Here is a 19,224-nt window from a genome sequence, read left to right on the forward strand (position 1 = left end):
TCCCCTGTTTCAGCTGGTCGGGATCACGTCTCGACCACTCAACCGCTCCGCTGCGCAGGCCATCAAGGCACGATCGCTACAGGGCTGTTTAGCGAAACTCAAGGGCCATCCACCGAACGACCAGGGCAACGGCAAACGAACACCGCGCGGCCGTCGCCGCGCTCCCGGCCCGATTCCCCCGGCTGCCGTCCGGCTACGCCACGGCACAGTCCTGGGGAACAGTGCCACGCATGCGGCCTCCCGCCGCCGGCTCGGCCGGCACCGGGCAGAGGCCGCTCGGCAGGTCGGTCAAGCCTCGGCCAACACCACCACCGTCCCATGGCCGCCGTCGACGCGGATGCGTTGGCCGGTCCGGATCCGTGTCGTGGCGTTGCCGCACCCGACGACGGCCGGAATGCCCAGCTCGCGGGCGACTATGGAGGCGTGCGAGAGATTCGCGCCCACGTCGGTGACGATCGCCGAGATCCGGGTGAACAGGGGAGTCCAGCCGATGTTCGTCACGGTCGTCACGAGGATTTCACCTGGCCGCAGGGTCTCGCCCTCCTCGACCGTGGCGACGACTCGGGCGATGCCCTCCACCACGCCGCCCGAGGCCGGCGAACCGCTGACCGTGTCGGACGGGGGCAGGGTGGCGTGCGCGTCGTACAGGTCGGCGCGCCGGTTCGGATCCGCCGCCCAGGTCTGCGGGTCGAATTCCCCTCGGATCAGCGTGGGGTACGTCGGCAGGGAGCGGTACAGCTCGTGGGCGGCGCGCCGCGCCGGCACCGCGGCGAGCGGCCGCTCGTCACCGGCCAGCACGACCAGGATCTCCTCCGCGTCGAGGAAGAAGAGGTCCTCACCGTGGCCGGTCACTTCACCGGCGCGTCGGACGACATCGCGCAGCAGCCAGAAGACGCGGGCCACTTCGGTACGAGCCGCCTCGCGCAGGCGCGCCGAGGCGGCCCACTGGTCCACCGTGCGGCGTATGGCGGTGACCCGGTTCGGGTGGCGCGCGGCGAACCGTTCCCATGCCGCGGCCCGCGCCTCGGACTGCCGCCGCAGGCGGGCGTCAGCGTCCTCCTGGACGCTGCTCAGTGCGGCGAGCTGTCGGTCGATCCACTGCGGGTCCTCGGCGGGCCGAGCCAGGGAGATCTCGAACTCGTGCGGGCCGCGATGCCCGTACGTCCGCGTGTACGTGTTCCGGTCGATCTCCCCGCGCGCCAGCTGTTCCAGGCCCAACAGTGGTCCCATACTGGCGAGCTGGGACTCGTCGCCGAGGCCCGTCGTCATCAGGTCGGCGTCCTCCTCACCGACCAGGTCATGGAGCGTGCCGCGAACCTTCACGAGGGTGTCGCCGTCCTTGCGGGTGGCCGCCTGGAGCATGTGGCAGCAGAGTCGGAAGTACTCGCGCACCTCGGTGTCCCACAGCTCGCGCAGCTCTTTCGCTCCCGGGGCGCTGCTCACCCGAGCCCGCAGGTCCTCGCAGCGCGCCGGTGCTTCTTCCAGAAACGTCGGCAGGATCTTGCCGTTGGCACGGATGCGGCTCACCACACGGGCGGCCTCCCCTAGCGTGTCCCGCCACACACGCAGTTTCGAGGCGGGCAACAGGGGGATCTCCACCCCCTCGGGCAGCCGGCCGAAGACCAGCTCGTTGGCCCGCGCGAACTTCCTGCCCTGCCCGAAGGCGGCCGCCAGCGTGGCCGTGACGGAGAGGTTCATGTAGAAGCGGCCACCGATGTTGCCGTACATGGGCCGCCCCTCCAGGGTGGCCCCGACCATGACTTCGCTCATGAACTGCCGTACGAACGACCAGGTCGCGGGCGTCATCACATCGGGCACGGCTTCGCCGAGGTTGGCGCTGGTCCACAGAGAGTCGGTGCCGGTGCTGTCGTTCCACACCTCGGGCCGGGGCGGGGCGGCGGCGGTGATCGGCCGGGCCTGCAGGATGAGGAACCGCCCCTTCTCGCGGGCCCATTCGACGTCGCGCGGCTCTGCGTACAGCTCCTCGATCCGGTTCCCGAGCCGCGCCAGTTCCACTGCCTCGACATCGCTCAGGACCGGGGCGTCCCGCTGGTCGGCCGGCACCGCCACCTCGTGGGTGCCGTCGTCCGTGGGGACGGTCATCATCTCCTTGGAGGCGGTCAGCCGGTCGGTGATCTCGAGCGTCCCGCGATCGACGCATACCGTGTCGGGTGTGACAAGGCCGCTGACCACAGCCTCGCCCAGGCCCCACGCCGCGTTCAGGACCATACGGTCGGCGGGGCCACCGAGCGGGTCGACCGTGAACATCACCCCGGCTGCGTCCGCCGCCACCAACTTCTGCACCACGACCGCGAGAGCCACGTCCTGATGGGCGATCCCGGCCCGGTCGCGGTAGGTGATGGCCCGGTCCGTCCACAGTGACGCCCAGCAGTCGCGGACCGCGCTCAGCAGCGCGTCCTCTCCGCGGATGTTGAGGTACGTGTCCTGCTGGCCGGCGAACGACAGGTCCGGCAGGTCCTCCGCCGTGGCCGACGACCGAACGGCCACGGTCATGCCGCTGTCGCCGCCGCCTTCGTCCTGGCCTTCGCCGAGCCGGGCGTACGCCGTGAGAATCGCCTCGCGCAGGGAGCCCGGCAGCTCGGCCTCCTCGAAGAAGGCGCGGATTCGCTCCCCGGCGTCCTGCTCCCCGAGCGCCTCCTCGATGCGCTCCGCCAGACCCGCGGCGGTGCGGCGACGCTGGAGGCCGCGGGAGCCTACGATCGGGCTGCTCGAACGTTCCCTGGACATAGTCGAGATCCCCGAGGGCCCCGACTACCGCGTGTCCGGAGGCTCGACCCGCCCCTGTTCCGGCTTCTCCGGCGGTCGCTACCTCTGGCCGGGAGGCGCATCCGAACGCGCCGGATCGGCCCCGGCCCTGCCGGCTCCTTGCGAGGAACGCACCGTGCCGGTGGGACGCGGACACGTCCGGGCCCTCGCCGTACGGGACGACCTCATCTGGTTCGACTTCGCCGAGCTGTGCGACCGGCCCTTCTCGACCATCGACTACCTCACTCTCGCCGACACCCACCGGCGCTGGACGATCTCCGGGCTGCCCCGTCTCACCGAGGCCGGCCCCGACGCGGCACAGCGCTTCGCCAACCTCGTCGACGTACTCGTCGACCGCGACGTACACCTCACCCTCATCGGCGGCACATCTCTGACCGACACCCTGCATGGTGCCGGCCTGCCACCGGACATCGGCCGCACAGCCAGCCGCCTGGCGCTCCTCCAGCAGGAAACCGTCACGACCACTTGAAAGAACACCCGCAGCGCCCGCACGTGTGTGCGATGCCGCGCCACGTGGAGTGCGTGGCGATCCTCGAACCCGCCGTCAAGGGGTCGGACCTGTGCCCATGTATGGTCCGGATCTTGGGCATGGGGTCGGTCGGAGCCGGAGCGCGGCCACCCATGCGGACGCCGGGACTGCGGTGACGAGAGGGGCGGAGTCGACGCGGCACCCTGAGCCCGTGCACCAGTCACGGATCGGAGGGCATCATGCGTCGCGACCACGCGCCCCCACGTCGGCGGTGCCCCGGCCGTAGCCAGCCTCGGTGAGACCGCGTTCCCCGCCGTCGCGGAGGTGAGCCGGTGACGTTCGCGTCCGGCTCAGGGCGGCGCGGTCCTGGAGGGTGACCGAGCCGACCACGACGTCACCGATCCAGCATGTCCCGGCGGATGGCTCGCCGTCCCGAAGTCACCCAAGAGTCCATGTGCCGGGGATTCAGCGGCCGGAGCTGGGAACGAGGGGTGGGAGAACAAGGCCGCAGGGCACCCGACGCGCCCGCGTGTCGGCCCCCAAGAGGGCTGACGCGGCCGATGGTCGCATACTCGTTGATCGTGCCGTGAGTGCGACGGCATCCATGACCGGTGCTCTGAGCAGGTAGGAAAGGCTGATGGGGGATATGGACGACGTGAACGAACCTGCGGTGCCGGAAGTGGTGGAGAGCCCCGCTCTGCGGGCACAGCCGAGCGGCAAGGTGGCTCGGTGGTTGCTGCACCACCAGGTGCAGCCGGTCGGCCCTGCGGCCGGTGAGGGGCACGCCGAGCCGCACGCCTGGTGGAAGGTGATGTGCCTGACCGGGGTGGACTACTTCTCCAGCCTCGCCTACGTGCCGGCGATCGCCGCACTGGCCGCCGGCGCCGTATCGCCTTTGGCGACGCTGCTGATCGTGGCGCTGACTCTGCTCGGGATGCTTCCGATGTACCGGCGGGTGGCGAAGGAGAGCCCGCACGGGGCCGGGTCGGTGGCGATGCTGGAGGACCTGCTGCCGTTCTGGTGGGGCAAGCTGTTCGTGCTGGTCCTGCTCGGCTTCGTGGCGACGTCATGGATCATCACGATCACGCTGTCCACTGCGGACGCCTCCGTGCACGTGGTCGAAAACCCCTTCTTCCCCCAGGCTCTGCACGGACACGAGGTCGCCCTCACGGTGGCGCTGCTGCTGGTGCTCGGCGGAGTGTTCCTGCTCGGGTTCAGCGAAGCGGTCAGCGTGGCCATCCCGCTGGTCGCTGTCTTCCTCGTGCTGAACGCCGTCGTGATCGCGGTGGGCCTGGCTCATGTCTTCACCACACCGGGAGCCTGGTCGGCGTGGACGGATGCCCTCGTCGAAGGCGGAGGCGGCCCGGGCGATCTGATGGGCCCGGCGCTGCTGGCCTTCCCTCTGCTGGTGCTCGGCCTGTCGGGCTTCGAGACCGGCGTGAGCATGATGCCGCTGGTCGCCGCCAAAGGCGCTGACGGGGAGCAGCGCCTGCGATCACGCATCCGCAACACCCGCAAGCTGCTGACCACCGCCGCGCTTATCATGAGCGTCTACCTGTTGTCCGCGAGCTTCGTCACCACCGTCCTCATCCCCCACGAGCAGTTCGAACCGGGTGGCGCCGCCAACGGCCGCGCGCTGGCCTGGCTGGCCCACGAGCACGTGGGCGAGACCTTCGGCACCATCTACGACATCAGCACCATCCTCATCCTGTGGTTCGCCGGTGCCTCCGCCATGGCAGGACTGATCAACATCGTCCCCCGCTACCTGCCCGACTACGGCATGGCCCCGGAATGGGGGCGCGCCGTACGCCCCGTCGTCATCGTCTACACCGCCGTGTGCGTCGCCATCACGATCGCCTTCGACGCCGACGTGGACTCCCAGGCCGGCGCCTACGCCACCGGCATCCTGGCCATGATGGTCTCCGGCGCCTTCGCCGTCACCGTCTCCGTCGCACGCCGTCGCCGTCGCGCGGCCGCCATCGGCTTCGCCCTCCTCACAGCCGTCCTGTTCTACGCCCTGGGCGCCAACATCATCGACAAGCCCGACGGCATCGCCATCTCGGGCTTCTTCATCGCAGGCATCGTCATCGTGTCGCTGATTTCCCGGGTCTCCCGCACCACCGAACTGCGAGCCGACCGCATCGTCTTCGACCCCGCCGCCCGTCAGTTCATCACCGACACCCTGGCCCACGACAACGCCATAAACATCATCGCCAACCGCCGTGAGGCCGGTGACCGCGCCGAATACAGCGCCAAGGAGCGCGAGCAGCGCGGCACCAACCCCGTGCCCGCCCCGGCCGACGTGCTGTTCCTGGAAATCGACGTCGTCGACCCCTCCGACTTCAGCGAGACCCTCACCGTCCACGGCGTCGAAGTCGACGGATACCGCGTCCTGCGCGCCGAAGCCCCGGCCGCACCCAACGCCATCGCCGCCATCCTGCTGACCCTCCGCGACACCACCGGCATCCAGCCGCACTGCTACTTCGCCTGGGCCGAAGGCAGCCCGCTCAAGCACATGTTCCGCTACTTTCTCCTCGGCCGCGGCGACACCGCTCCCGTCACCCGCGAGATCATCCGCAAACACGAACCGGACCCCACCCGCCGACCCGGCATCCACGTAGGCGGCTGACCGTCGATGTTCCGGGACCAGGTGGTGGTCCGACACCTGGTCCCGGCAAGGCGTCCGGTCGTCGACCACGTACCTTCCATCCGGCGCGACAACCCCCGGGGAGTGATCGGGTCTTCATCCCCGGGTACCTCGTGGGGACCGCCGCCCGCGCCCCCCGGTCCTACGCCGCTGGGCGCCTGTCCTCGGGCCGGAGCCAGTCCGCACCACCGGAGAGCTCGAGGACGGTCCGCGACACCTCCCGCTCGGCGCGCCGGGACAGTTCCCGCAGCGCGGTCGCCCCGCACAGCAGAGTGCCCCGCCCCAGTGACGCACGGACGCCACCGTCGAACAGGTGCCACAGGGCGGGATTGTCGATGAGGACGCGCGGGTCGAGGACGACCTGTTCACCAGCGAGATCCCGTAATACCAGTCGCTGGGCGACGCCGTCGGACCAGTGGACCGATACGAGCAGGTCGGTGCGGACGCTGTGGCGGCCCAGCAGCCCACGTGTCGTCAGCCATCCGGGGCCGGCGGTCACCCGTGAGGGCAAGAGCACGACGAACAGCAGGGCGGCGAGCGCCGTCCACAAAGTGAGCCTGGCCGCGTTGAGGCCACCGGAAAGGCCGTCGATGACCAGGAGCATCACCAAGAGCAACGCGGAGCAGCAGCACGCGCCGCGCGCTTCCCCTGACCAGCCCTCGTCGGTCACGGACCGAGTGATGCGTCGTCCCATGCGTCCGACGCTACGGACCGCCGACGGGCAGCGGCGCCGACGTTGACACAGCACTGACGGCGCACGGGCGGTTTTTGACGAGGTACTGACCCATGGCGTCAAGAAGCCGTGAAGGCCCGCCGGTCGGGCGCCAAGAACGCGCCAGTGTCGAACCCCGGCAGCTCAACAGGAGTGCACGCTGAGCTCACCCGCACGAAGGAGCTCATCGCACATGTCCGTTCTCACCGCCGAGCCTGGTGCCGCGCAGGGCGCCGAGGAACCTCCCGAATCGGATACCGACACCGATACCACCACCCGGCACCAGCTCACGGCGGTCACCGGCGTGGCCGCGCTCTCGCTGGACGCGATGGCGTCGGTCGCGTACGGGCCCGAGGTCATCGTCCTGGTGCTCGCGGCGGCGGGAGCGCACGGGCTCGGGTTCACCCTCCCGGTCACCATCGCCATCGCCGCGCTGCTCGCCGTTCTCGTCGCCTCGTACCGGCAGGTGATCGCCGCGTACCCGGACGGAGGCGGCAGCTACGCGGTCGCCAAGGCGCACCTCGGCCGCCGCACCGGCCTGGTGGCCGCCGCGTCCCTCGTCCTGGACTATGTGCTGAACGTCGCCGTCGCGGTCACTGCCGGCGTCGCCGCCCTGACCTCGGCCTTCCCCGGCCTGTACGGCGACCGGCTGTGGCTGTGCCTGGCCGTGCTGGCGGTGATCACCGCGGTGAACCTGCGCGGCATCGTCGACTCGGCGCGCGCCTTCATCGTGCCGACCGCCCTCTTCGTCGGCGCGATCCTCACGCTCATCGTGGTCGGCCTGTTCCGGGACGCACCGGCCTCCACGGCGGCATCCGCCGGCCACGCCTCCGTACTGGCCGACAACGCCACCACCGTCGGAGCCCTGCTCCTGCTCAAGGCGTTCGCCTCGGGCTGCTCCGCCCTGACGGGCGTCGAGGCGATCGCCAACGCCGTCCCCACCTTCCGCGCCCCGGCGGCCCGCCGTGCCCAGCACGCCGAAGTCGCGCTCGGCGTACTCCTCGGCGTCATGCTGATCGGACTCTCCGTCCTGATATCCCGGTTCGACCTGCTGCCGGTCGAAGGCGTCACCGTCCTCGCCCAGCTCGCCGACGCGTCCCTCGGGCACAACGCCGCTTTCTACGTCGTCCAGTTCGCCACCATGGTGCTGCTGGCACTCTCGGCGAACACCTCCTTCGGCGGCCTGCCCGTCCTGCTGAAGCTGCTCGCGCGGGACAACCATGTGCCGCACGTCTTCGCGTTGAAGGCCGACCGCCAGGTCCACCGGCACGGCGTCCTCGCCCTCGCCGCGGTCTCCGCCGCGCTGCTGGTCTTCTCGGGCGGCGACACCAATACCCTCGTCCCGCTCTTCGCGATCGGCGTCTTCGTCGGCTTCACCCTCGCTCAGACCGGCATGGTGCTCCACTGGCGTGCCGCGCGCGGTCCGCGCTGGGCCGGCAAAGCGGCGCTCAACGGCCTGGGCGCGGCGCTCACGGGCGTCAGTGCGATCGTCGTCACCGCCACCAAGTTCCGTGACGGCGCCTGGCTGATCGCCCTCGCCCTCCCACTGCTGGTCGCCGTCTTCGTCCGCGTCCACCGCGCGTACGCCACGATCGGGGAACACCTCGAAGTGGGCCGGATTCCCCGGGCCCCGCGCCGCGAGCGCTCCCTGATCCTCGTTCCGGTGTCCTCGCTGACCCGGCTGACCAGCGAGGCCCTGACGGCCGCCGTCTCCCTGGGCGACGAGGTGCGCGCGGTCACGGTCTGCCACCAGGACCCGGAGGACCGCGCCCACGGCAGGGCCCTCCTCCGGGACTGGGCCCTGTGGAACCCCGGCGTTCCGCTCGTCGCGCTCGCCTCGGCCCGCCGAACGCTCGGACGTCCCGTCGCCGCCTACATACGAGAGCTGACAGCCGCCGATCCCGGCGTACGGATCACCGTACTCATCCCCGAGGTCGAGCCGGCTCACCTGTGGCAGCGGCTTCTGCAGAACCAACGGGGCGCGGTGGTGGCACATGCCGTACGGCGCGACACGGACGCGGCGGTGTGCCGACTGCGCCTTCGGCTCCAGACGCGTTGACCGAGCGTGTTGTCGGCGACACCGCACCGGAGCTGCGCGCGGAATGGTGACAGGGCTGCGGTTCAGGTCACCAGGTCCCGCCGCCGCAGTCCGGTCAGTCCCGCGGCCACCAGCGCGCCCGTCACTGCCCCGAGGATCAGCAGCGGCGGCCAGGCCACGGCCGCGCCGGGGAGCTTCGGGAGGTGGCCGAACGGCGAGACGTTCAGGACGAGTTGCGGAAGGTCCAGCGCCGGGCCGATCCAGCCCAGCGCCAGACACAGCCCGGCGGCAGCCCACGCCGCCGGGACCGCCTTCGGCAGGGCGCCGTACAGCAGTACCGCCACGCCGCCCAGGGCCCAGACCGCCGGGAGTTGGGCGAGCGCGGCGGTCAGGACGGGCCCGGCGTCCCGGCCGTACGAGAGGGTCAGGCCGACCCCCGCCGCGACCATGAGCAGCGCCGCGCCGCCGAAGGCGATGAGCAGGTGGCCCGCCGCCCAGCGCAGGCGGCTCACGGCGTTGGCGAGGATCGGCTCGGCGCGGCCGGAGGTCTCCTCGCCGTGCAGGCGCAGGACCGAGCCGACGACGTACAGCGCGGCGACCATCCCGAAGAGGCCGGTCATCGCGGCGAGGAAGGCGTCCTCCAGGCCGCTGCGGCCGCCCATGCGCTCGAAGATCTGCCGTGCCCGGGCATTGTCGCCGACCAGGTCGCCGGCACCCTCGACCATGCCGCCGAAGATGAGTCCCGCGGCCAGGAAGCCCAGCGTCCAGCCGAGGACGCCGCCCCGCTGGAGCCGCCACGCGAGGGCGCCGGCGGCGCCGAGGCGACCGGAGGCCGGACCGGGGCGGGCCGGCAGGAAGCTCATACCGACGTCGCGCCGCCCGGCGAGCCCGTAGGCCACGGCCGTCTGGGCAGCGACCGCCGCGGCCATGAGCAGCAGCACCCACCAGCGCTCGGAGGCGAAGGCGCGGACGTGCTCGGCCCAGCCGACGGGGGACAACCAGGTCAGCGCGGACGCGCCCCCCGCATCGCCCGCTGCCCTCAGCAGGAACGCCAGCCCCAGCGCCACCGCCGTGAGGCCCTTCGCGAGCCGCGCGCTCTCGGTGAGCTGGGCGACGATCGCGGCCATGGTGGCGAACACCATGCCGGTCCCACCGACCGCGAGACCGAGCGCGAGGGCTCCGGCCGCGCCCTCGCCGGCCAGCCCGGCGGTGATGAGCAGCGCGACGGCGGCGTTGGCGGTCAGCGCGGTCAGCAGCGCGGCGGTCAGCGGCGCCCGGCGGCCCACCCGGCCCGCCGACAGCATCTCCTGACGCCCTGTCTCCTCTTCCTCCCGGGTGTGCCGTACGACGATGATCAGGCTCATCACGGCTGCCAGCGCCGCCGCGAAGACCCCGAACCGCCACGCCACCAGCGCGCCGGTCGAGTCGCCGAACACCGGCCCGTACAAGGACCGGATCGAGCTGTTCGCGTTCATCGACGCGGCGACCTCGGCGCGCGCGGCGGGCGTGTCGTACAGCGCCCCGATCGAGCCGGCGCCGCTCGCGACCATGCCGCCGGTGACCACCGCCCACAGGGGCAGCATCAGCCGGTCGCGGCGCAGCGCGAGCCGCGCAAGGGTTCCCGTGCCGGTCAGCGCGCTCATCGCCCGGCCTCCTCGGCGACGGCGTAGTGCCGCAGGAAAAGCTCCTCCAGGGTGGGCGGGGTGCTGATCAGCGACCGTACGCCGGAGGCGGCGAGGGACGTCAGCACCGCGTTCAGGTGGTCGGCGTCGACCTGGAGGCTGACGCGGTGGCCCTGTACGTCGAGGTCGTGGACGCCGGGGAGGTACGCGAGTCCGTTGGGCGGTCCGGCGAGCTCGGCGGTGACGCTCGTCCGGGTGAGGTGGCGCAGTTCGGCGAGTGAGCCGGTCTCCACGGTGCGGCCCTTGCGGATGATGCTGACCCGGTCGCAGAGGCTCTCCACCTCGCTGAGGATGTGCGAGGAGAGCAGGATGGTCCGGCCGCGGTCGCGTTCCTCGGCGACGCACCGTTGGAAGACCGCCTCCATGAGCGGGTCGAGACCGCTCGTCGGCTCGTCGAGGATCAGCACGTCCACGTCGGAGGCGAAGGCGGCGACGAGGGCGACCTTCTGGCGGTTGCCCTTGGAGTACGTGCGCCCCTTCTTGGTGGGGTCGAGCTCGAACCGTTCGACGAGTTCGGCCCGGCGGGCCTTGTCGAGGCCGCCGCGCAGGCGTCCGTACAGGTCGATGACCTCGCCTCCGGAGAGGTTGCGCCACAGGGTGACGTCGCCGGGGACGTACGCGACGCGCCGGTGCAGCTCGACGGCGTCGTGCCAGGGGTCGCGGCCGAGGAGCCGGGCGGCGCCGGAGTCGGCGCGCAGCAGGCCCAGCAGGACCCGGATGGTGGTGGACTTCCCGGCGCCGTTGGGGCCGAGGAAGCCGTGGACCTCGCCGGTGGCGACGGTCAGGTCGAGGCCGTCCAGCGCGTGCGTCCGCCCGAACGACTTGTGCAGTCCGGTGACGGTGATGGCGTTCGTCATGCTTCAGAACGTACGCATGTTTCACAAATTTGTGAAGTTAAGGAACCGTATAAAGTCGGGAGGTGCACCGGACGACGGGAGACGATGAGCCCATGGGCAACGAGGAACAGGTGAGCCGTTTCGTGGAGCGCTTCGCGGCCGAGCTGACCGAGGCCGGCATGCAGCGCATGGCCTCCCGCGTCTTCGCCGCGCTGCTCGCCTCCGACAGCGGTTCGCGGACCTCCGCCGAACTCTCCGAGCAGCTGCGGATCAGCCCGGCCGCGGTCTCCGGTGCCATCCGCTACCTCAACCAGGTCGGCATGGTCAGCCGTGAGCGCGAGCCTGGCTCGCGGCGGGACCGGTACGTCCTGCACAACGAGCTCTGGTACGAGACCTTCACCCGCCGCGACCAGATCCTCACCCGCTGGGAGGCCATCCTGCGCGAGGGCGCCGAGAGCCTGGGCCGGGACTCGGCGGCGGGGGCGCGGGTGGCGGAGACGGCGGAGTTCTTCGAGTTCCTCCAGAAGGAGATGCACCAGATGCTGGACCGCTGGCGCGAACACCGTGCGACGCGTCCGCAGCCCGGCTGACCGGCGTGCCGGAACGCCGTGATGACGCGCCCCGGTTCTCGACAACGCGTCGGCCACTGGGTCAGGCGCACCCCGCTCGCCGCCGTGCGCGCGACGGTGGCGCGGACGGCGGAGGAGCACTTGCCTGACAGCCTCTGTGCGCGCAACTGTCGGTGCCTGTAGGCGTAGTGGACGTACTCGCGTCCCAGGCGGAAGCCCGCCGTCAGGCCGGCAGCCGGCGGGAGCGGTCGTCCCGCGTACGGGTCCCGCTCGCGGTTCGGCCCCGCGACACCGCGTCCGCGCACAGTGCGGTGGCGCGGGCGCGGGCGAGGGCGAGGGCGAGGCGCCGGCGGCGCAGGTCCGGGGCGGTGGCGATGCGCCGGTCCGGTGCGGTGGCGATGCGCCGGCCGACGGCGCCCCGCGCCTCCTCGGCGGTGCGGCCGTCACCAGGGAGCGCGGATGAACCTTGCGCAGGGCCTCCGGGAAGGACGCCGGCATCTGCTCGGGGTCCAGCAGACCGCCCCGCCACGCCTGGTACGCCGCCGGGGTGCAGCCCTGCGGTCGCGCTCTCCCGTATCCGGTGGAGCTTGCTGCCGGGTGGGGGAGAGCATCGCGGAAGACCTTCCGGAGTGACGGAGGCGGAGTGGCAGGAGGGGCACATGAGTGCTTCGGGAGCCTTGTCGTGCGGAGGTACCTCCGCACGACAAGGCCGCGCGCGGTCGCGGCGACGAACCGATGGGGAGGAAGTGCGCGCCGCCGCGTACGCCGTCCCGGCGGGCCCGGTGGTGCCCGCGGCTTTGAGTGGCCGCGGCTTTGAGTGGCCGCGGGAAAACGTAGCCGCAACGGAGGCGCCGAATGCGCTGAAGGGGCCGGTACTTACGGAGCCCTGACGACGTCCTGGACGCTCGCATCAAGCGGACGTCGGGCTCGCGTCAAGAGAGCGGAAAGCGCATAGAGGGGGCGTCAGCCAACCCGGTTTCCCGGACGTGCGGCCGCTGCGCACGCTCCGGCGCACGCGCCGCGTCAAGGTCGTGTCAGCTTTCACCCACGCACCGCCATGGTGCCGTCAAGACGACGGGTGGCCCTGCCCCCGCGGCGAGACGCTTCGCCTGACGGAGAAGATCACCCCACCAAGGAGTCGGTCCAGGATGGATGCGGAGAACGTTGTCGGGCTCATCGTCGCCCTCGCCCTCATCGGATACCTGGTGGCAGCGGTGAGGTACCCGGAGAAGTTCTGACGCGCCGGACGGCCTGTGTGACTGAGCGGTGCCCCACACCGCCGCGACGGCTCCGAGCCGCACAGGCCACTGCGGCCGAATGAGGGCGTACAGGGTCCGTCAAAACGGCGCTGACGGCCGTAAGGGAGCCGTCAACGAGCGCTGCGGTCCGGCTGGGATGCGGTTTCCTCGAACGGTCCGAGGGACGGATTTTCATCTCATCGTCTTCATTCAGGAGTGTCTCGATGGCCGACGTGGCCTTCGTCGTCACCACGATCGCGGTGTTCGCGCTGGTGGCCTTCATCGCCAAGGGGGTGGCGAAGCTGTGACTGCCGAGAACATCGTCGGGCTGGTCGTGGCCGTCGCTCTACTGGGTTACCTGGTCCTCGCCCTGGTCAAGCCGGAGAGGTTCTGAGCACATCCATGAGCCCTTTCCTCGCCGGTGTGCTCCAGATGCTCGCGCTGATTGCCGCGCTCGCCCTGGCATACCGCCCGCTCGGCGACTACATGGCCCGGGTCTACTCCTCCGACAAGCACCTGCGGGTGGAGAAGTGGGTCTACAAGGCCATCGGCGCCAACCCTGACGTCGAGATGCGCTGGCCCGCCTACCTGCGCGGTGTCCTGGCCTTCTCGGCCGTGAGCGTTCTCTTCCTCTACGGCCTGCAGCGGCTCCAGGGCTCGCTGCCCGGTTCGCTCGGCTTCGTGTCGATCGACCCGGACCAGGCGTTCAACACCGCCGCGTCGTTCGTGTCGAACACCAACTGGCAGTCGTACTACGGCGAGCAGGCCATGGGCCACGTCGTGCAGACCGGTGGCCTGGCGGTGCAGAACTTCGTCTCCGCCGCCGTCGGCATCGCGGTCGCCGTCGCGCTGGTACGCGGCTTCGCCAGGTCCCGCACCGGTGATCTGGGGAACTTCTGGGCCGACCTGGTGCGCGGTGTCGTCCGGATCCTGCTGCCGATCTCCGTCATCGGCGCGATCGTCCTGGTCGCCAGTGGCGCCATCCAGAACTTCGCCGGCATCCATGAGATCGGGCAGTTCATGGGCGGCTCCCAGCAGTGGAACGGCGGCGCGGTCGCCTCGCAGGAGGTCATCAAGGAGCTGGGAACGAACGGCGGCGGCTACTTCAACGCCAACTCCGCCCACCCCTTCGAGAACCCCGACGGCTTCACCAACCTGTTCGAAATCTTCCTGATCCTCCTGATCCCGTTCTCGCTGACCCGCACCTTCGGGCGGATGGTCGGCTCTCTGAAGCAGGGCTACGCGATCCTCGGCACGATGGCGACCATCTGCGTCGGATTCGTTCTGCTCATGTGGGCTACGGAGTTCGCCGGCCACGGCCCGGCCCTCGAGGCCGCGGGCGGTGCGATGGAGGGCAAGGAGACCCGCTTCGGCATCGGCGCCTCGTCGATCTTCGCGGTCTCCACGACCCTGACCTCCACCGGTGCGGTGGATTCGTTCCACTCCTCGTACACCGGGCTGGGCGGCGGTATCACGATGCTCGGCATGATGCTGGGCGAGATCGCGCCCGGCGGGGTGGGCTCCGGCCTGTACGGCATGCTGATCATGGCGATCATCGCGGTGTTCATCGCCGGACTGATGGTCGGCCGTACGCCCGAGTACCTGGGCAAGAAGATCTCCACCCGCGAGATCAAGCTGGCGTCCTGCTACATCCTGGTCACCCCCGCGTTGGTGCTCTGCTTCACCGCCGCCGCCGTGGCGCTGGACACCCCGGCGACCTCCATGACGAACAGTGGTGCACACGGCTTCTCCGAGGTCCTGTACGCCTACACCTCCGGCGCCAACAACAACGGCAGCGCCTTCGCCGGCCTGAACGCCGACACTCAGTGGTTCAACACCACCATCGGGCTCGCCATGCTGCTCGGCCGGTTCGTGCCGATGGTGTTCGTGCTGGCGCTCGCCGGCTCGCTCGCCGAGCAGACACCGGTGCCCAGGACGGCAGGCACCCTGCGCACCGAGAAGCCGCTGTTCACCGGCCTGCTCGTCGGCACCATCGTGATCATCACCGGACTGACCTACTTCCCGGCCCTGGCTCTGGGACCGCTCGCCGAAGGGCTGGCGTCATGACCACCGACGTGACGAAACAAGAGAACCCCATGTCCACGGCCCCTGCGGCCCCAGCGCCCCATCACGATGTGCCGACCGGTCACCAGCCCGACGCGGGCCGGGTCGCCGGGGGCCTGTTCGACCCCGGGCAACTGGTCACGTCCTTCCCGGACGCGATCCGTAAGCTCAACCCCCGGATGATGGTCAAGTCCCCGGTGATGTTCGTGGTCCTCATCGGTTCCGTGGCCACCACGCTGCTGGCTTGTAAGGATCCCGGCGACTGGTTCGGCTGGGCGATCACCGTGTGGCTGTGGCTCACCACGATCTTCGCCAACCTGGCGGAGGCGGTGGCCGAGGGCCGCGGCAAGGCCCAGGCCGACACGCTGCGCAAGGCCAAGACCGACACGGTCGCCCGCCGTCTCGGCGGCAGCGGTGAGGAGCGCGTGCCCGGCACCGAGCTGCGGATCGGCGACCTCGTCGTGTGCGAGGCCGGCGACATCATCCCGGGCGACGGCGATGTCGTCGAGGGCGTGGCGTCCGTGGACGAGTCCGCCATCACGGGGGAGTCGGCGCCGGTCATCCGGGAGTCCGGCGGCGACCGGTCGGCCGTCACCGGCGGTACGAAGGTCCTGTCCGACCGGATCGTCATCAAGATCACGACGAAGCCCGGCGAGACGTTCATCGACCGCATGATCAACCTCGTCGAGGGTGCCGCGCGGCAGAAGACCCCCAACGAGATCGCGCTGAACATCCTGCTCGCCTCGCTCACGATCGTGTTCCTGCTCGCCGTGGTGACCCTGAAGCCGTTCGCCATCCACGCGGGCGCCGACGCGCAGACCTCGATGATCGTCCTCGTCGCCCTGCTGGTCTGCCTGATCCCGACGACGATCGGCGCGCTGCTGTCGGCGATCGGCATCGCGGGCATGGACCGGCTCGTCCAGCGCAACGTGCTGGCCATGTCGGGCCGCGCCGTCGAGGCGGCGGGTGACGTGTCGACGCTGCTGCTCGACAAGACCGGCACCATCACGCTCGGCAACCGGCAGGCCGCCGATTTCGTGCCCGTCAAGGGCACCACGGCCGCCGAGGTGGCGGACGCCGCCCAGCTCTCGTCGCTCGCCGATGAGACGCCCGAGGGCCGCTCCATCGTCGTACTGGCCAAGGAGAAGTACGGGCTGCGCGAGCGCCACCAGGGCGAACTGGCCCACGCCGAATGGATCGCATTCACGGCCCGGACCCGGATGTCCGGCGTGGACGTCGACGGGCGCAAGGTCCGCAAGGGTGCGACGGCTTCGGTCATCGCGTGGGTGAAGGAGCGCGGCGGCCAGGTCGCCGGCGACGCCGACGAGATCGCCAACCACATCTCGGAGGCCGGCGGCACACCGCTGCTCGTGGCGGCCGAGGACGACAAGGGCGTACGGGTCCTGGGCGTCATCCATCTCAAAGACGTCGTCAAGGAGGGTATGCGGGAGCGGTTCGACGAGCTGCGCCGCATGGGCATCAAGACGGTGATGATCACGGGTGACAACCCGTTGACCGCCCGGGCCATCGCCGAGGAAGCGGGAGTGGACGACTTCCTCGCCGAGGCCACCCCCGAGGACAAGATGGCCCTCATCAAGCGGGAGCAGGCCGGTGGCAAGCTCGTCGCGATGACCGGCGACGGTACGAACGACGCCCCGGCGCTCGCCCAGGCCGACGTCGGGGTGGCGATGAACACCGGCACCTCGGCCGCCAAGGAGGCCGGGAACATGGTGGACCTCGACTCCAACCCCACCAAGCTCATCGAGATCGTCGAGATCGGCAAGCAACTCCTCATCACCCGGGGTGCCCTGACCACGTTCTCGATCGCCAATGATGTGGCGAAGTACTTCGCGATCATCCCGGCAATGTTCGCGATCGCCTACCCCGGCCTGGACAAGCTCAACGTCATGGGCCTGGCCTCGCCCGAGTCGGCGATCCTTTCCGCGGTGATCTTCAACGCGCTCGTCATCGTCGCCCTGGTGCCGCTGGCGCTGAGGGGCGTGCGGTACCGGCCCATGAGCGCCGACCGGATGCTCCGCCGGAACCTCGGCATCTACGGCATCGGCGGCCTCGTCGCACCCTTCATCGGCATCAAGATCATCGACCTGCTCCTCTCCCTCATCCCTGGCATCGGGTGACGACCATCATGAACACGTCCGTAGGCAACACCGCACGCCTGATCGGCGCCGGGCTGCGCGCCCTGCTGGTCCTGACCCTGGTCACCGGGGTGCTCTACCCCTTGGCCGTCACCGGCGTCGCCCAGGGATTGTTCCCCGGCAAGGCCAACGGCTCCGAGATCAGGAGTGACGGCAAGGTCGTCGGCTCCGAGCTCATCGGCCAGCGCTACGACCTGCCGGCGAAGGAGGGCGAGCAGACCCCGGCGCCGGACCTGAGGTGGTTCCAGCCGCGCCCGTCCAACGGCCTGGGCACCAACACCGTCAACACCCGGTACAAGCTGCTTCTCTCCGGCGCGACCAACCGGTCCGGTGACAACGCCGAGCTGCTCCAGTGGGTGAAGGACGCCAAGGCCGCCGTCGTGAAGGACAACAGCACTGCCACCTACAAGGTGAAGCCCGGTGACGTGCCGGCCGACGCCGTCACCTCCTCCGCCTCCGGCCTGGACCCGCACATCTCCCCGGAGTACGCCAAGCTCCAGGTCCACCGCGTCGCCGAGAACAACCAGCTCGACGTCACGCAGGTCGAGAAGCTGGTCGCCGAGCACACCGACGGACGGATCCTCGGCTTCATCGGTGAGCCCCGCGTCAACGTCCTCAAGCTCAACATCGCACTGAAGGAACTGGCCAGGGGCTGATGGCCTTACCGGAAGAACGGGCGAGTCGGCGGGCCCGGGAGCATCAGGGGCACCCCCGGGCCGCCGCCTCCCGAGCTCGCGCCATCCCTCACCAGAAAGGCGGCACGCCGATGACCCGGGTGCTGGTCGTGGAGGACGACCCCCAGCTCGTACGGGCCCTGGTGATCAACCTGGAGGCACGCACCTACGACGTTGACGCCGCACCCGACGGAGCGACCGCCCTCCGGCTCGCGGCGGCCCGTCAGCCCGACGCGATCCTCCTCGACCTGGGCCTGCCCGACATGGACGGCATCGAGGTGATCGAGGGCTTGCGTGGCTGGACCCGCGTCCCGATCCTCGTGCTGTCCGCCCGGAACGGCTCCGAGGACAAGATCCGTGCTTTGGACGCGGGCGCGGACGACTGCATGACGAAACCGTTCAGCATGGCCGAGCTGCTGGCCAGGCTCCGCGCCGCCACCCGCCGCAGTGACACGGCGCCCCCGGCGGCTGCCGAGACGGCCCTCGTGACGACCGACGAGTTCACCGTCGACCTCGTCGCGAAGAAGGTCCGGCGCGGAGGCCGCGACGTCCGGCTGACACCCACCGAATGGCACCTCCTGGAGATCCTGATCAGCAACCCCGGGCGGCTCATCAGCCAGAAACGACTGCTCCAGGAGGTGTGGGGGCCCACCCACGGCAGCAAGACGAACCACCTCCGGGTCTACATGGCCCAGTTGCGACGCAAACTGGAAGCGGATCCGTCCCATCCGCGGTACCTCATCACCGAGCCCGGCATGGGCTACCGCTTCGAGACGTAGGAACGGAAACACAGACCATGGCACGCGGCAAGCTGCGGATCTACCTCGGCGCGGCGCCGGGCGTCGGCAAGACGTACGCGATGCTCTCCGAGGCGCACCGCCGCGTGGAGCGCGGCACCGACTGCGTCGTCGCCTTCGTCGAGCACCACAACCGGCCCCGTACGGAGGTGATGCTGCACGGCCTGGAGCAGGTCCCGCGCCGGGAGATCGAGTACCGGGGCGGCACCTTCACCGAGATGGACGTCGACGCCGTCCTGGCCCGCCGGCCCGCCGTCGCCCTCGTGGACGAGATGGCCCACACCAACGTCCCCGGCTCGCGCAACGCCAAGCGCTGGCAGGACGTCGAGGAGCTGCTCGCGGCCGGCATCGACGTGATCTCGACCGTCAACATCCAGCACCTGGAGTCGCTGGGCGACGTCGTGGAATCGATCACCGGCGTACGGCAGCGGGAGACGGTCCCCGACGAGGTGGTGCGCCGCGCCGACCAGATCGAACTGGTCGACATGTCGCCCCAGGCGCTCCGCCGGCGTATGGCGCACGGCAACATCTACAAGCCGGACAAGGTCGACGCCG

The 19,224-nt window shown here is 70.4% G+C and carries 14 protein-coding genes and 1 pseudogene; 11 read left to right on the forward strand and 4 right to left on the reverse strand.

Going from position 1 to position 19,224, the window contains the following annotated elements; all coding sequences use genetic code 11:
• Positions 1–288: 288 nt before the first annotated feature.
• Positions 289–2,748, reverse strand: a complete 2,460-nt coding sequence (locus tag IH00_RS0128745; protein WP_052411699.1) for a PEP/pyruvate-binding domain-containing protein — start codon at positions 2,746–2,748, stop codon at positions 289–291.
• On the opposite strand from IH00_RS0128745, the gene zapE reads away from it, so the two are divergent.
• Positions 2,663–3,256 carry an AFG1/ZapE family ATPase gene (zapE, locus tag IH00_RS40635; RefSeq protein ID WP_078888007.1) on the forward strand — a complete coding sequence of 198 codons (594 nt, stop codon included), beginning with the start codon at positions 2,663–2,665 and terminating at the stop codon, positions 3,254–3,256. The genes IH00_RS0128745 and zapE overlap by 86 nt on opposite strands.
• Positions 3,257–3,902: 646 nt before the next feature.
• The gene (locus tag IH00_RS0128755; protein ID WP_031078652.1) at positions 3,903–5,885 is read left to right on the forward strand and encodes an APC family permease; all 1,983 of its coding nucleotides are present in this window, start codon (positions 3,903–3,905) and stop codon (positions 5,883–5,885) included.
• A gap of 160 nt (positions 5,886–6,045) precedes the next feature.
• On the opposite strand, the gene IH00_RS0128760 is transcribed toward IH00_RS0128755, so the two are convergent.
• A complete protein-coding gene (locus IH00_RS0128760) occupies positions 6,046–6,597 on the reverse strand; it encodes a hypothetical protein (protein WP_031078655.1) in 552 nt (183 codons plus the stop codon).
• Positions 6,598–6,808: 211 nt separating this feature from the next.
• Between IH00_RS0128760 and IH00_RS0128765 the strand changes: the two genes are divergently transcribed.
• Entirely contained in the window at positions 6,809–8,674 is a 1,866-nt protein-coding gene (locus IH00_RS0128765) for an APC family permease (protein WP_031078656.1), read from the forward strand.
• 62 nt (positions 8,675–8,736) lie between these two features.
• Here the strand turns inward: IH00_RS0128765 and IH00_RS0128770 are convergent, their stop codons facing one another.
• Both IH00_RS0128770 and IH00_RS0128775 read right to left on the reverse strand, forming a co-directional pair.
• Positions 8,737–10,296, reverse strand: coding sequence for an ABC transporter permease (locus IH00_RS0128770; RefSeq protein ID WP_031078658.1), 1,560 nt, complete (start codon positions 10,294–10,296; stop codon positions 8,737–8,739).
• A complete protein-coding gene (locus IH00_RS0128775; RefSeq protein WP_031078660.1) occupies positions 10,293–11,192 on the reverse strand; it encodes an ABC transporter ATP-binding protein in 900 nt (299 codons plus the stop codon). The genes IH00_RS0128770 and IH00_RS0128775 overlap by 4 nt, the downstream gene beginning before the upstream one ends.
• 92 nt (positions 11,193–11,284) lie before the next feature.
• On the opposite strand from IH00_RS0128775, the gene IH00_RS0128780 reads away from it, so the two are divergent.
• The 8 genes and pseudogenes from IH00_RS0128780 to IH00_RS44340 all read left to right on the forward strand — a co-directional run.
• Positions 11,285–11,761 carry a GbsR/MarR family transcriptional regulator gene (locus IH00_RS0128780; protein ID WP_031078661.1) on the forward strand — a complete coding sequence of 159 codons (477 nt, stop codon included), beginning with the start codon at positions 11,285–11,287 and terminating at the stop codon, positions 11,759–11,761.
• Between the two features lie 1,127 nt (positions 11,762–12,888).
• Positions 12,889–12,978: a potassium-transporting ATPase subunit F gene (locus tag IH00_RS39590; protein WP_039947521.1), complete on the forward strand. Its 90-nt coding sequence runs from the start codon at positions 12,889–12,891 to the stop codon at positions 12,976–12,978.
• Between the two features lie 304 nt (positions 12,979–13,282).
• On the forward strand, positions 13,283–13,372 hold the full coding sequence (gene kdpF / locus IH00_RS39595; protein ID WP_018845955.1) for a K(+)-transporting ATPase subunit F: 90 nt from the start codon (positions 13,283–13,285) through the stop codon (positions 13,370–13,372).
• Between the two features lie 8 nt (positions 13,373–13,380).
• Positions 13,381–15,045, forward strand: coding sequence for a potassium-transporting ATPase subunit KdpA (gene kdpA, locus IH00_RS0128800; protein ID WP_031078663.1), 1,665 nt, complete (start codon positions 13,381–13,383; stop codon positions 15,043–15,045).
• The gene (gene kdpB / locus IH00_RS0128805) at positions 15,042–17,180 is read left to right on the forward strand and encodes a potassium-transporting ATPase subunit KdpB (protein WP_031078665.1); all 2,139 of its coding nucleotides are present in this window, start codon (positions 15,042–15,044) and stop codon (positions 17,178–17,180) included. The genes kdpA and kdpB overlap by 4 nt, the downstream gene beginning before the upstream one ends.
• Before the next feature lie 8 nt (positions 17,181–17,188).
• On the forward strand, positions 17,189–17,854 hold the full coding sequence (locus tag IH00_RS0128810) for a potassium-transporting ATPase subunit C (RefSeq protein WP_031078668.1): 666 nt from the start codon (positions 17,189–17,191) through the stop codon (positions 17,852–17,854).
• A 110-nt stretch (positions 17,855–17,964) separates the two neighbouring features.
• Entirely contained in the window at positions 17,965–18,651 is a 687-nt protein-coding gene (locus IH00_RS0128815; RefSeq protein ID WP_031078669.1) for a response regulator, read from the forward strand.
• 17 nt (positions 18,652–18,668) lie between these two features.
• Positions 18,669–19,224, forward strand: a pseudogene (locus IH00_RS44340) (histidine kinase); the annotation flags it as partial.

Origin of the sequence: Streptomyces sp. NRRL S-118, from assembly GCF_000716335.1 — a bacterium.
GTDB lineage: Bacteria > Actinomycetota > Actinomycetes > Streptomycetales > Streptomycetaceae > Streptomyces.

Bases quoted from the DNA above. Each gene is read 5' to 3' on its own strand.
- zapE (WP_078888007.1), top strand. From the start codon at position 2,663: ATGCGCTCCGCCAGACCCGCGGCGGTGCGGCGACGCTGGAGGCCGCGG.
- IH00_RS0128745 (WP_052411699.1), bottom strand. From the start codon at position 2,748: ATGTCCAGGGAACGTTCGAGCAGCCCGATCGTAGGCTCCCGCGGCCTC.
- IH00_RS0128755 (WP_031078652.1), top strand. From the start codon at position 3,903: ATGGACGACGTGAACGAACCTGCGGTGCCGGAAGTGGTGGAGAGCCCC.
- IH00_RS0128760 (WP_031078655.1), bottom strand. From the start codon at position 6,597: ATGGGACGACGCATCACTCGGTCCGTGACCGACGAGGGCTGGTCAGGG.
- IH00_RS0128765 (WP_031078656.1), top strand. From the start codon at position 6,809: ATGTCCGTTCTCACCGCCGAGCCTGGTGCCGCGCAGGGCGCCGAGGAA.
- IH00_RS0128770 (WP_031078658.1), bottom strand. From the start codon at position 10,296: ATGAGCGCGCTGACCGGCACGGGAACCCTTGCGCGGCTCGCGCTGCGC.
- IH00_RS0128775 (WP_031078660.1), bottom strand. From the start codon at position 11,192: ATGACGAACGCCATCACCGTCACCGGACTGCACAAGTCGTTCGGGCGG.
- IH00_RS0128780 (WP_031078661.1), top strand. From the start codon at position 11,285: ATGGGCAACGAGGAACAGGTGAGCCGTTTCGTGGAGCGCTTCGCGGCC.
- IH00_RS39590 (WP_039947521.1), top strand. From the start codon at position 12,889: ATGGATGCGGAGAACGTTGTCGGGCTCATCGTCGCCCTCGCCCTCATC.
- kdpA (WP_031078663.1), top strand. From the start codon at position 13,381: ATGAGCCCTTTCCTCGCCGGTGTGCTCCAGATGCTCGCGCTGATTGCC.
- kdpB (WP_031078665.1), top strand. From the start codon at position 15,042: ATGACCACCGACGTGACGAAACAAGAGAACCCCATGTCCACGGCCCCT.
- IH00_RS0128810 (WP_031078668.1), top strand. From the start codon at position 17,189: ATGAACACGTCCGTAGGCAACACCGCACGCCTGATCGGCGCCGGGCTG.
- IH00_RS0128815 (WP_031078669.1), top strand. From the start codon at position 17,965: ATGACCCGGGTGCTGGTCGTGGAGGACGACCCCCAGCTCGTACGGGCC.